General features: G+C 70.9%; 12 protein-coding genes. 8 read left to right on the forward strand and 4 right to left on the reverse strand.

Annotated elements, in window-relative coordinates; genetic code table 11:
* Window position 1: 1 nt before the first annotated feature.
* The 5 genes from CSC65_RS05150 to CSC65_RS05170 all read left to right on the forward strand — a co-directional run bounded on the left by CSC65_RS05150 (window position 2) and on the right by CSC65_RS05170 (window position 5,481).
* The gene (locus CSC65_RS05150) at window positions 2–1,054 is read left to right on the forward strand and encodes a 2-hydroxyacid dehydrogenase (RefSeq protein ID WP_162409105.1); all 1,053 of its coding nucleotides are present in this window, start codon (window positions 2–4) and stop codon (window positions 1,052–1,054) included.
* 127 nt (window positions 1,055–1,181) lie between these two features.
* Window positions 1,182–2,207, forward strand: coding sequence for an aspartate-semialdehyde dehydrogenase (locus tag CSC65_RS05155; protein ID WP_162409107.1), 1,026 nt, complete (start codon window positions 1,182–1,184; stop codon window positions 2,205–2,207).
* A 109-nt stretch (window positions 2,208–2,316) separates the two neighbouring features.
* Complete coding sequence (locus CSC65_RS05160; RefSeq protein WP_162409109.1) at window positions 2,317–4,038, forward strand: type IV pilus assembly protein FimV; 1,722 nt, start codon at window positions 2,317–2,319, stop codon at window positions 4,036–4,038.
* A gap of 19 nt (window positions 4,039–4,057) precedes the next feature.
* Window positions 4,058–4,831 (forward strand): tRNA pseudouridine(38-40) synthase TruA, encoded by a 774-nt coding sequence (gene truA, locus CSC65_RS05165; RefSeq protein WP_162409111.1) that lies wholly within the window; start codon window positions 4,058–4,060, stop codon window positions 4,829–4,831.
* The gene (locus tag CSC65_RS05170; protein ID WP_162409113.1) at window positions 4,828–5,481 is read left to right on the forward strand and encodes a phosphoribosylanthranilate isomerase; all 654 of its coding nucleotides are present in this window, start codon (window positions 4,828–4,830) and stop codon (window positions 5,479–5,481) included. Before truA ends, CSC65_RS05170 begins: the two co-directional genes overlap by 4 nt.
* A 41-nt stretch (window positions 5,482–5,522) precedes the next feature.
* Here the strand turns inward: CSC65_RS05170 and CSC65_RS05175 are convergent, their stop codons facing one another.
* The gene (locus tag CSC65_RS05175) at window positions 5,523–6,419 is read right to left on the reverse strand and encodes a LysR family transcriptional regulator (RefSeq protein WP_162409115.1); all 897 of its coding nucleotides are present in this window, start codon (window positions 6,417–6,419) and stop codon (window positions 5,523–5,525) included.
* A 96-nt stretch (window positions 6,420–6,515) separates the two neighbouring features.
* Between CSC65_RS05175 and trpB the strand changes: the two genes are divergently transcribed.
* Together trpB and trpA are read left to right on the forward strand one after the other, a co-directional pair.
* A complete protein-coding gene (trpB, locus tag CSC65_RS05180) occupies window positions 6,516–7,727 on the forward strand; it encodes a tryptophan synthase subunit beta (RefSeq protein ID WP_162409117.1) in 1,212 nt (403 codons plus the stop codon).
* A gap of 112 nt (window positions 7,728–7,839) precedes the next feature.
* Window positions 7,840–8,643, forward strand: coding sequence for a tryptophan synthase subunit alpha (gene trpA / locus CSC65_RS05185; protein WP_162409119.1), 804 nt, complete (start codon window positions 7,840–7,842; stop codon window positions 8,641–8,643).
* Between the two features lie 52 nt (window positions 8,644–8,695).
* Here trpA and CSC65_RS05190 read toward each other — a convergent pair whose 3' ends face one another.
* From CSC65_RS05190 to CSC65_RS05200, 3 genes are all read right to left on the reverse strand, one after another.
* Entirely contained in the window at window positions 8,696–9,211 is a 516-nt protein-coding gene (locus CSC65_RS05190) for a methylated-DNA--[protein]-cysteine S-methyltransferase (RefSeq protein WP_162409121.1), read from the reverse strand.
* Entirely contained in the window at window positions 9,208–10,737 is a 1,530-nt protein-coding gene (locus CSC65_RS05195; RefSeq protein WP_162409123.1) for an AlkA N-terminal domain-containing protein, read from the reverse strand. Before CSC65_RS05195 ends, CSC65_RS05190 begins: the two co-directional genes overlap by 4 nt.
* A gap of 124 nt (window positions 10,738–10,861) precedes the next feature.
* A complete protein-coding gene (locus CSC65_RS05200; RefSeq protein WP_162409125.1) occupies window positions 10,862–12,127 on the reverse strand; it encodes an alkaline phosphatase family protein in 1,266 nt (421 codons plus the stop codon).
* Window positions 12,128–12,262: 135 nt separating this feature from the next.
* On the opposite strand from CSC65_RS05200, the gene CSC65_RS05205 reads away from it, so the two are divergent.
* The gene (locus tag CSC65_RS05205) at window positions 12,263–12,628 is read left to right on the forward strand and encodes a hypothetical protein (RefSeq protein ID WP_162409127.1); all 366 of its coding nucleotides are present in this window, start codon (window positions 12,263–12,265) and stop codon (window positions 12,626–12,628) included.
* Window positions 12,629–12,634 lie beyond the last annotated feature (6 nt).

Below are 12,634 nucleotides of genomic sequence, written 5' to 3' on the forward strand. Positions count from 1 at the left end.
CATGTCCGGCGACCGTCCACGCGTGTGGGTTTCGCAGCCGCTGTTCGACGATATCGTCGGCCAGCTGGCGGCCCATTGCGACGTGAATGCAGCGACCGCGGTGCGCCAATATGACGCGGCCGCGATCGCCGCCGCGCTGCGCGGCGCCGATGGCGCACTGGTCACGCTCAACGAACGCATCGGCGCGGATGAGCTTGCCGGTGCCCCCCGGTTGCGCGCGGTCGCCAACGTCGGTGTCGGCTACAACAACCTCGATATCGCCGCGCTGGACGCGCGCGGGGTGATCGCCACAAACACGCCGGATGTCCTCACCGAAACCACCGCCGACCTGGGCTTCGCCCTGCTGATGGCGGCCGCGCGCCGGATCACCGAATCGGAGCGCTGGCTGCGCGAGGGCCGCTGGGGCCAGTGGTCGTTCTCGACCATGCTGGGCGCCGACATCCATGGCAGCACGCTGGGCATCCTGGGCATGGGCCGGATCGGGCAGGGCATCGCCCGGCGCGGCCACCATGGCTTCGGCATGGATGTGCTGTACCACAACCGCTCGCGCCTGCCCGCCGGCGTCGAACGCGAAACGGGTGCGCGCTGCGTCGACTTCGACGCGCTGCTCGCCCGGGCCGACCACCTGGTGCTGGTGCTGCCGTACTCGCAGGCGTCGCACCACATCATCGATGCGGCGGCGCTGGCGAAGATGAAGCCCACCGCCACGCTGGTGAACATTGCCCGTGGCGGCCTGGTCGACGAACTGGCCCTGGCTGATGCGCTGGCGAACGGTCGCCTCGCCGCGGCCGGGCTGGACGTCTACGAAGGCGAGCCGGACGTACGCCCCGAGCTGCTGGCTTTGCGCAACGTGGTGCTGACCCCGCACATCGGCAGTGCCTCGCTGGCCACGCGCCGGGCGATGGTGCAGTTGGCCGTGGACAACCTGCTGGCCGCACTGGGCTTCGGCCCGCAGGCCGGTCATCCGCCGACTCCGGTCACCGCCAGGACCACCGCGAAAGCCGCCACTGCCGACATTACCGGCGCGGTCAAAACCGCGAACGGCAAACGGTAGGGAACCACCCAGGCGCTCGACGGGATCGGGCAGCACCCGGGACGAGGTTCCCCGAATCCGGCACGCACGCGCATCGCGCGACATCGCATCCATTCAATCCCAGACAGAACACAAAACGAGAACATCCATGAGCACTGCAGAACGTCGTTTCACCGTCGCCGTCGTCGGCGCCACCGGCGCGGTCGGCGAGACCATGCTGGCCATCCTGGCCGAGCGCCAGTTCCCGGTGGGCAAGCTCATCGCCCTGGCGTCCGAGCGCTCCGCCGGCGGTGATGTCCTGTTCGCCGGCCGCAAGGTCGACGTCCATGACCTGGCCAAGTTCGATCCCACCGGCGTGGACATCGCGCTGTTCTCGGCCGGCGGCTCGGTGTCGAAGGAATACGGCCCGAAGTTCGCCGCCGCCGGCGCGGTGGTGATCGACAATTCATCCGCATTCCGCTACGACGACGACGTGCCGCTGGTGGTGTCCGAGGTCAACCCGGAGGCGGTGAAGAACCGCCCGCGCGGGATCATCGCCAACCCGAACTGCTCGACCATGCAGATGCTGGTGGCGCTGGCGCCGATCCACCGCGAGTACGGCATCGAGCGGATCAACGTGGCCACCTACCAGTCGGTGTCCGGCGCCGGTCGCTCCGCGCTGGAGGAACTGGGCCGCCAGACCGGCGCGCTGCTCAACTTCCAGGAGGCCGATCCGCAGCGCTTCCCGGTGCAGATCGCCTTCAACCTGATCCCGCACATCGACGACTTCATGGAAAACGGCTACACCAAGGAAGAGATGAAGCTGGTCTGGGAGACGCGCAAGATCCTGGGCGACGACAGCATCCAGGTGAATCCGACCGCGGTGCGCGTGCCGGTGTTCTACGGCCATTCCGAGGCGGTGGCGATCGAGACTACGCGCAAGGTCACCCCGGAAGCGGCGCGCGCGCTGCTGGAGAACGCACCGGGTGTGGAAGTGGTCGACGAGCGCAAGCCGGGCGGCTATCCGACCCCGGTGACCCATGCCTCGGGCAACGACGCGGTGTATGTCGGCCGCATCCGCGAGGACTTCTCGCACCCGCGTGGGCTGAACCTGTGGATCGTCTCGGACAACATCCGCAAGGGTGCCGCCCTCAACGCGGTGCAGCTGGCCGAGCTGGTCGCGAAGGAAGGCTGAGCCGGCAGCGGCGCGGACGGGGTCCGCGCCGCTGTGTCGATGGCCCGAGCCGGGGAATGGGTCGTATCCCGGCTCCTACAACGGCGGGGCCTCGGCTATAGTGCGCCGCATGAGCACAAGGGGACGGGGCGCGACGCGCCCATGGCATTGGCTGTTGGCGATCGGCTTGTCGCTGCTCAGCAGCGGGGCGATGGCGCTTGGCCTGGGGCAGATCCGGGTCCTGTCATCGCCGGGGCAGCCTCTGCTGGCCGAGATCCCGATCATCTCCAACGAGCCAGGCGAGCTGGAGAACGCGCGTGCGCGGCTGGCCTCGCCGGAGACCTTCGCCCGCGTCGGCCTGCAGCCGCCGTCGGGCCTGGTCAACGATCTGCAGTTCGAGATCACCAGCGACGCCCAGGGTCGCGCGGTCGTGCGCGTGACCAGCTCCGCGCCGGTGGACGTGCCGGCACTGGGCTTCCTGGTCGAGGTCGACTGGGGGCAGGGGCGGTTGGTGCGCGAGTATTCGGCCCTGGTCAACGCGCCGCAGACCGCGGTGGCGATCGAGGCACCGGCCATCCAGGCACCGCAGGCGATGCCGTCCGATTCGATCGTCCGCGAAGCGCAGCCCGCCCCGACCGCGCCAGCGTCGGTCCAGGAATCCGAAGCTGCACCCGTGGCGCCGGCCCCGGTTCCACGGGCCGCCAGCGTCGACCGCGGTGCCAGTCTCGCGGCCGGCGACGTGCTGGCCCGGATCGAGCGCGGCCAGACCCTTTCCCAGGTCGCCGCGGGCATGGACCGGGGCGGGCACACGCTCGACGAAGCGATGGTCGCGCTCCTGCGGGCCAATCCGGAAGCCTTCATCGGCGGCAATATCCATCGCGTGCGCAGCGGTGCGGTACTGCGCATGCCCGGCGCGGCCGACTTCGGCCAGGCCGATGCGGCAGCCGCGGCGGCACTCGTGCGCGAACAGACCGCACAGTGGCGGCAGGCGGCGCGGCCGGTCCAGCAACCGGCCGATGCAGGCACGACGCCGATCGCGGCCAGTGCCGCGGCTGCGCCGGCACCGCCTCCGGCGCCAGCGGCAGGCGCATCGGGCGCCCGGCTGGAAATCGCACCGGCGGTCGCGGCGGCCGGTTCACAGGCGACAGAATCCGGACTCGGCGCCGGCGGCGAGGGCGACATGCTGGCAAACGAACAACTGCGTCAGGCCCAGGAAGACCTGGCTACGCGCGACTCGGAGCTGCAGGAACTGCGTACCCGGGTCGAAGACCTGGAGAAGATGCAGCAGGCGCAGCTCAAGCTGATCGAACTCAAGGACAGCGAACTGGCGGCCGCGCAGCAGACGCTGGCGCAGACCAATGCCGCGTCGGCGACCCCGGGGGCTTCGGCGCCGGTGTGGCTGTGGGGCGGGCTGGGCCTGCTGGTGACGGCCGCCCTGGTGTGGTGGCTGGCGCGTCGACCCAAGCCGATGTCGATCCCGGCCAGCCGCCGCAGCGGATTCGATGCGGCCGCGCTGGCTGCGGCGCTGCCGCAAGCCTCGCCGGAGTCGGCGCATGCCGATGATGGCGTCGATGAGGTGGAGCACGTGCGCGAAGAGGCACCGTCCTACCCGGCGCCGACCCATCCGGACGATGGCGCGGTCCCGGCCTGGCACACCGGTGCCTCCGGCGCGGCGATCGGCCTGGCTTCGCTGAATCCGGCACCGGCCGGTCGCGAACGGCTGGAGCTCGCCATCGCCTACCTCGACCTGGGCGACGTGGAGACCGCACGCAGCCTGCTGCACGAGGTCGCCATCGGCCAGGATCCGTCCGCGCGCGACGAAGCGGCACAGCTGCTGCGCGAGATCGGTTGAGCCGGGGCGAGCGGCCGACATGCGTTACGCGTTGGGCGTGGAGTACGACGGCGGTGGATTCCAGGGCTGGCAGGGACTCGGGCCGTCCGGCCCGCCAACCGTGCAGGCCGCGCTCGAACGGGCGCTGAGCTCGGTCGCCGACCAGGCCATCACCGTGAGCTGCGCCGGGCGCACCGACGCCGGCGTCCATGCCGAATGCCAGGTGGTGCATTTCGACAGCAGCGCCGCGCGCGATCCGCGTGCCTGGACGCTGGGTGTCAGCGGCCGGCTGCCGCCAGCGGTATGCGTACGCTGGTGCGTGCCGGTGGCGGACGACTTCCATGCCCGTTTTTCCGCGCGCGCGCGCCGCTACCGCTACCGGCTGGTCAACCGGCAGGTGCGCCCGGCGCTGTATCGCCAGCTGATGGCGTGGGAGCGGCGCGAGCTGGACGCCGGTGCGATGCACCGCGCGGCCCAGTCACTGCTCGGCGAGAACGACTTCAGCGCCTTCCGCACGGTCCATTGCCAGGCGCCGCACGCGCGCCGCGACCTGCAGGAGATCATCGTCCGCCGGATCGGCGAGACGGTCGAGATCGAGGTCCAGGCGAACGCATTCCTCCATCACATGGTTCGCAATATCGTGGGCTCGTTGCTCGAAGTGGGCGCGGGTACGCAACCGGAAAGCTGGATCGCGCAGCTGCTGGCCGGGCGCGACCGCACCCTGGCCGGGCCGACCGCGCCGCCGCAGGGACTGGTGTTCCTGCGTCCGCTGTATCCTCCCCAATGGGCCCTTCCCGCGGAAGTGACGCTGTGAACCGCACCCTCTATCGCACCCGGATCAAGTTCTGCGGCATGACCCGTCCGGGCGACGTGCGGCTGGCGGGCGAACTGGGCGTGGATGCGGTGGGTTTCGTCTTCGCCCATGCCAGTCCGCGCCGGCTGACCGCGGCCGAAGCGCGCCAGTTGCGGCTCGCGCTGGCGCCGATGGTCAGTGCGGTCGCGCTGTTCCGCGACAACACCGCCGCCGAGGTGCGCGAAGTCGTGCGCCAGGTGCGTCCGGCCCTGCTGCAGTTCCATGGCGACGAGGACGATGCGTTCTGCCGCGCGTTCCGCGTGCCATGGATGAAGGCGGTGCCGATGGCGTCCGGCGAAGCCTGGGACGCCCATGTCCTGCAGCAGCGCTGGCCCAACGCCGACGGCTTCCTGTTCGACAGCCACCGTCGCGGCGGTGCCGGCGGCACCGGCGAAGCGTTCGACTGGAGCCGCATTCCGACCGGGCTGCATCGTCCGTTCGTACTGGCGGGCGGGATCACGCCGGACAACGCGTTCGACGCGATCCAGGCCACGCTGCCGTGGGCAGTGGACGTGGCCAGTGGCATCGAGGTGTCGCCCGGCATCAAGGACGGCGAGAAGATGCGCCGCTTCGTAGCCGAGGTGCGACGGGCGGACTGCCACAGCGACTAGCGAGGCCGGTGTTCCGCGTCCCCGCGGCTTCCTGGGCCGCTTCAGTCGCCGCTGCCGCCGAGTTCGTGCCGCAGCCAGCCTGCGAGCGCGCGGATCCGCGGGTCATCATTGCCGCGCAGCGTGCACAGCGCCCATTCGCCTCCGGTGGCCGCGAAGCCCCACGGTGCGATCAGGCGGCCGCTGTCCAGGTCGGCCTGGACCAGTTCCTGCGGCGCTATCGCCACGCCCAGGCCGGCGGCGGCGGCCTCCAGGAGGTAGGTGAGGTGGTCGAAGCCAGTGCCGGGCCGCCACGCATCGGGCGCCAGCGAATGCGCGGCGAACCAGCGTGGCCAGGCCTGCGGGCGCGAAGCGGTGTGCAGCAGCGGCTGCTCCAGCAGTGCCGCCGGTGGGGCTTCGCGCAAGGCCGCGTAGCGTGGATGCCGCGGACTCAGCACCGGGCCGATGCGTTCGGGGCCCAGGACATGGATCTGCCACTCGGATGGCAAGGGTGATTCGCCCAGCAGTAGCGCCGCATCCAGTCCCGGCAAGGCCGCATCGAAACCGCTCTCCTGCGCCGACAGGTGCAGCTTCAGCTCGGGCAGCGCCACGGCCAGGCGCTCGAGCCGCGGAATCACCCAGCGGGCCAGCAGGCTGCCCGGGCAGCCCAGGACCAGTGCCGCCGGGCGGCCGTCGCGGCGCAGGCCGGCCCAGGCCGTCTGCAGGGTGGTGAACGCATCGCCCGCTGCTTCGCGCAGGCGCAGGCCGGCCGCGGTCGGTGCGATGCCACGTCCCTCGCGCTCGAACAGCGGCGCCCCCAGCGCCTCCTCCAGGGTCCGGATATGGCGGCTGACCGCGCCATGGGTGACATGCAATTCGTCCGCGGCGCGGCTGATGCTGCCCAGCCGGGCTGCGGCCTCGAAGGCGCGCAGGGCGTTCAGTGGTGGCAGGGGGCGCGACATACATGTGAGTTTATCTCACATGATTGGCCGAAATTGTCGATTAACACGCATGGATGTGTGCGTTAGCCTGAGGCATCTCCGATCGCGACCCCGTCCATGTCCGCCCCTGTCGACTTCCACGCCTTTCCGGATGCTGCTGGCCATTTCGGCCCGCACGGCGGCCGTTTCGTCGCCGAGACCCTGGTCGGCCCGCTGCAGGAACTGGCGGCCGCGTACGACGCCGCACGCGTCGATCCGGCTTTCATCGCCGAGTTCGAGAAGGACCTGAAGCACTACGTCGGCCGCCCCAGCCCGATCTACCACGCGCAGCGGCTGAGCCGCGAAACGGGCGGTGCGCAGATCCTGCTCAAGCGCGAGGACCTGAACCACACCGGCGCGCACAAGATCAACAACACCATCGGCCAGGCGCTGCTCGCCAGCCGCATGGGCAAGAAGCGGATCATCGCCGAGACCGGCGCCGGCCAGCACGGCGTCGCCAGCGCCACCGTGGCCACGCGACTGGGCCTGGAGTGCGTGGTCTACATGGGCGCCACCGACATCGAGCGGCAGAAGATAAATGTCTATCGGATGAAGCTGCTCGGCGCCACGGTGGTGCCGGTGACCAGCGGTTCGGCCACGCTCAAGGATGCGCTCAACGAGGCCATGCGCGACTGGGTGACCAACGTGGAGGACACGTTCTACATCATCGGCACGGTGGCCGGTCCCGATCCGTATCCGCGCATGGTCCGCGATTTCAACGCGGTGGTCGGGCGCGAGGCGCGCGCGCAGATGCTGGCCGATTACGGACGCCTGCCCGATGCGATCACCGCCTGCGTCGGCGGCGGCAGCAATGCGATCGGCCTGTTCCATGCGTTCCTCAACGACGCCTCGGTGCGGATGGTCGGCGCCGAGGCGGCGGGGGATGGCATCGAGACCGGGCGCCATGCGTCCTCGCTGTCGGCCGGCCGGGTCGGCGTGCTGCACGGCAACCGCACATACGTGATCTGCGACGACGACGGGCAGATCATCGAGACGCACTCGATCTCCGCAGGCCTCGACTACCCGGGCGTCGGCCCGGAGCACGCGTTCCTCAAGGACTCCGGTCGCGCCGAGTACGTCGGCGTGACCGACGAGGAGGCGCTGGCCGCGTTCCACAAGCTCACCCGCACCGAGGGCATCCTGCCGGCGCTGGAATCCAGCCACGCCGTCGCCCAGGCGATCAAGCTGGCGCGCGAGCTGCCGAAGGACGCGCTGGTGCTGTGCAACCTGTCCGGGCGCGGCGACAAGGACGTGCACACGATCGCCGCGCGCGAAGGCATCACCTTGTAGGCGTCGCGTACCGACGGCGACCCGATGCGGTATCCACCCCCACGTTGATGCGATGCCTGGCGAACCGCTCCACGAAGCCCGCAGGCGCGCCCCCAGACCCGACAGGCCACCCATGAGCCGCTTAGACAACAGGTTCGCGCACCTCCGCAGCGCCGGTCGCAAGGCCCTGATCCCCTTCATCACCGCCGGCGATCCATCGCTGGAGGCGACCGTTCCGGTCATGCACGCGCTGGTCGAGGCCGGCGCCGACGTGATCGAACTGGGCGTGGCGTTTTCCGATCCGATGGCGGACGGGCCAGTGATCCAGCGCAGCTCCGAGCGCGCGCTGGCGCGCGGCGCCGGTACCGGCTACGTCTTCGAGTGCGTGCGCAGTTTCCGCGAACGCGACGCGCAGACACCCGTGGTGCTGATGGGCTACCTCAATCCGGTCGAGATCCGCGGCGCAGCGCGCTTTGCCGCCGGCGCGGTCGCGGCCGGTGTCGATGGCGTACTCCTGGTCGACCTGCCTCCGGAGGAGGCGACCGGATTCCAGCAGCCGTTCGACGAGGCCGGGCTGGCGCTGGTGATGCTGGCTTCGCCGACCACCTCGCCGGAGCGTGCAGCGATGCTGAGCGCCAACGCCCGGGGCTACCTGTACTACGTCAGCTATGCCGGCGTGACCGGCGCCGACCGGCTCGATACCGGGGCGGCGGGCAAGCGCCTGCATGCGCTGCGTGCCGCTTCGACGGTGCCGGTTGTGGCCGGGTTCGGCATCAAGGACGCGGCCAGCGCCGCCGCAATGGCCGTCGACGCCGATGGCGTGGTGGTCGGCAGCGCGCTGGTGTCGGCGCTGGCCGATGCGCGCGATGCCGACGAGGCGGCGGCGCGCGCGAAGGCATTCCTGGCGCCGTTGCGACAGGCGATAGACGCCGCCTAGCGCGGGGACTGCCCCGCTTCCGGGTGGTTGAACGCGGCGCGGAGGGGCGGTTCTACGCGAACAGATCCGGCGCAGGCGCGGTCCGTGGAAGTGCCCCTTCCAGTTCCAGCAGGAAGCGCTTGGTCGGCAGGCCGCCGCCGAAACCGGTGAGCGAACCGTCGGCGCCGATCACGCGATGGCAGGGCAGCACGATCGGCAGCGGATTGCGCCCGTTCGCCGCGCCGACCGCGCGTGTCGCCGATGGCCGGTCCACGCGTGCCGCAAGTTGCGCGTAGCTGGCGGTCTGTCCGTAGGGAATCGCGGCCAGCGCGAACCACACCTCGCGCTGGAAATGCGTGCCTCGCGGCGCCAGCGGCAAGTCGAAGGCCTGGCGCCGGCCGGCGAAGTAATCCGCCAGCTGCGCTTCGGCCTCCTGCAGCAGCGGGTGGTCGCCCTCACGCCAGTCCTGGTCGCGGCGCACCGGATGCCGGTTGCTGGGGAATTCGATCGCGTGCAAGCCGGCGTCGGACGCGGCCACGGTCAGCGGGCCGACCGGGCTGGCGATGCGGCGGTAACGGATGGTGCTCATCGTTTCTTCTCCACGGGAACGTGCGCTGCTGCCATGGCATCGCGCCAGAGATGGATGACGGCGTAGCCGCGCCAAGGCCGCCAGGCCTCGGCGTGCTGGCGTAGCTGTCGTGCGCCCAGCCGGCTGCCATCCCCGGTCAGCGCCCTTTGCAGGACCAGGTCCTCGGCGGGGAAAGCGTCGGGATGGCCGAGCGCGCGCAGCGCCAGGTAATGCGCGGTCCACGGTCCGATGCCGGGCAGCGCGCTCCATGAGTCGGTGAATTCATCGAGGGTCTGCTCGGCGCGGAAATCGACGCGTCCTTCGAGCAGGGCGACGGCGACCGCGCGCACCGTGGCGGCACGCGCGCCGGTCAGTCCCAGGCCTTCGAGGTCACCCGTCGCCAGCGCGACCGGTTCCGGGAACAGCCGATCGAGCCCGTCCGGTCCGGCGATCGCGACCGGACGGCCATGGCGCTGGGCCACCCGCGTGGTCAGCGTGCGCGCGGCGGCGACGCTGACCTGCTGGCCGATGATGGCGCGCACCGCGATCTCGAAGCCGTCCCACCCGCTGGGCAGGCGCAGGCCGGGGTGCTTCTTCAGCAGCGGTTGCAGTTGCGGATCGGCCGACAGTGCGGCCGCGATCGCCCGGGGATCGGCATCGAGGTCGAACATGCGTCGAACCCGGGCGACGATGCCGGCCAGTTGCGTGGGCGCGGCACCGTGCAATTCCAGCTTCAGTGCATGGATGCGGCCACCGCGGCTGCCCGGCCAGGCGCTGACCCGCAGCCAGCCTGGCGACTGCGGCGTGCCGACCACCCGCGCATAGCTGCGCGTATCGACCGTTTCCACGCCGGGCAGTGCGCGGCCTCGCAGGAAGTCGAGCATCGCGCCGAACTCGTAGGGCGGGCGATAGCCGAGCTTCAACACCAGCGGCTGCGACGCATCGCGCACGGCCGGTTCGGCGGGGGTGCGCCGGCGCAATTCCCGCGGTGCCATGCGATAGGCGTCGAGGAACGTCGCATTGAAGCGGCGCAGGCTGGAGAAGCCTGCGGCCAGCGCGACCTCGGTGACCGGCAGCGTGGTCTCGGTGAGCAGTTGCTTGGCGAACAGCAGGCGGCGGGTTCCATGCACCCCGATCGGCGCTGCGCCGAGGCGCTCGACGAACAGGCGGCGCAGCTGGCGCTCGCCAAGGTGCACCCGGGCGGCCAGGTCGGCGAGCGTGGATTCGGCCAGGAATCCCTGGTCGATCAGCTTGAGTGCGCGAGCCACCGTCTCGTCGCCACGGCGCCAGGCGCCATCCCCCGGCGCCAGTTCGGGGCGGCAGCGCAGGCAGGGCCGGAAGCCGGCCGATTCGGCCGCCGCGGCGCTGCGGTAGTAATCGACATTCTCGGGCCTGGGCGCCGGGGCGGGACATACCGGGCGGCAGTAGATCCCGGTGCTGCGCACGGCGGTGAAGAACAGTCCGTCGAAGCGCGCGTCGCGGCTCAGCCGGGCGCGTTCGCACACGCGCGGATCGGGCAGGGCGGCGGGGGAGGGCGCGGACGACATGCAAGCAGGCTAGCACCTGCCGGCAGCCCGGACTCGCCGTTTTCGGACATCGATGCCGGACGCGGGCGGACGCTTGCCGCCGCCGCGTTGCAGGCATCGCGGCAGCACCGCAGGGGGCCTTGTCTCAGGGTTCGCGCAGCGCCGGCGCGAGCGTGGCCGGATCGCCGTCGTTCGGCTGCGCCGTGATCCCCAGCAGCCGCGCCAGCAGCGGATACACATCGACGTTGTCGAACGGCGCCAGCACCGCGCCTTCGCGGAATGCCGGGCCGTGCGCGATGAACACCGCGCGCATCGCCAGCAGGTCCGGATCGTAGCCATGGGCGCCACGGTCGTGGCTTCCGTTGGCATCGCGACGGTCGAGGATCGTGCGGGGCAGCGCGTTCCAGCCCTCGTCCATCTGGCACAGGATCGGCGGGATGCGCGGGTGGCTGCCGTACTGCAGGCGCTTGGGGATGCCGGCACGGTCCCAGCACTGGTAATGCGGATGACGGCCCACGAGGCGGCTCTCCACCGCCGCTTCGTGGCCGGTGCGCGGGATCAGTCCGATCACCTGGCCGATACTCACCACCTCGGCTTCCTCCATCGACGCCATGTCCTCGACGGCGATGTAATGGCCATCGGGCACCTCGGCCATGCCGTGGTCGGAGACCACCACCACGTTGGTCCGATCGGAAAGGCCGGCGGCGTCCAGTCGGGCGAGCAATGCGCCCAGTGCCGCATCGACGGCACGGATCGCGGCGTGGGTTTCCGGTGCCGCCGGGCCATGGTCGTGCCCGGCGCCGTCGACGTTCTCCAGGTACACGGCGACCAGGCCCGGGCGTGGGCCGTCCGCTGCCTGCAGCCATCCGGCGATCTCGTCGACCCGCGTGTCCAGCGGCACGGCTGCATCGAAGGCGTGCCAGTAACGCGGCAGCAATCCATCGCGCGGCGCCGATGCGCCCGGCCAGGCCCATACCCCGGTCGCGATGCCGGCCTGCTCGGCGCTGGTCCACAACGGCACGCCCTGCCACCAGCCCGGGACGCGGCCCGCATCCTGGTCGGCGACGATGAAGCGTCCCAGCTGGGCATCCTTCATCGAGTTGTGGACGATGCCGTGGTGGTCCGGGCGCAGGCCCGTCACCAGCGTGTAGTGGTTCGGGAACGTGAGCACCGGGTAGGACGGCCGCATCCATTGCGCGCGGACCCCGCCGGCGGCGAGGCGGTCGAGGTGCGGCGTGTCGCCGCGTCCCAGCGCGTCCGCGCGCAGGCCGTCGATCGACACCAGCAGCAGCAAGGCCGGTTCGCTGGCGGCGACGGGGACCGGGGATCGAGGGCGGTGGGGCGAGGCCGCGCAGGCGGACAGGGATAGCAGCAGGACGAGGCTGGCGAGACGGATCAGGCGACCGGACATTGCGCAACGCGGCTGGAACGACCGTCACAGCTTGGCAGACTCCCGCGCAATGCGCATGGCATCGCGCCGCCGGACGGCTTGACGCGGTGACTGGGCACGCCGATGCTCGCGACGTCACTCCCTGGAGTTGCCGCCTTGAAACCCATGCTCGCGCTGGTTGCCGGTCTCGCCCTTGCCCCGTTGTCCGATGCGCATGCTTCGCTGGGCAATCCCGTGCGGCAGGATGCTTCCCCCTTGCGGGTGGAGGCGCCGGTTGCACCGGAAAGCCGTGACGCCGCGGACCCGTCGGTCCAGCCCGCCCCGCGGCGCAGCCGGATGGCCGATGTGGCGCCGGAAGATCGCCTGGTGATGCGTTTTTCGGCCATGTACCAGGAGATCCAGGCCGGGGACAAGCCGCCGCCGGACCATTGCCTCCAGGGCACGGGCAGTCGCCTGAAACGGGAAGGCGGTGGATCGACTGGCTGCAGCGGCTATGGCCGGGCCTACTTTCCCGAACGCTGAGGCGCC

The organism is Pseudoxanthomonas daejeonensis (assembly GCF_010093205.1).
GTDB classification, from domain to species: domain Bacteria; phylum Pseudomonadota; class Gammaproteobacteria; order Xanthomonadales; family Xanthomonadaceae; genus Pseudoxanthomonas; species Pseudoxanthomonas daejeonensis.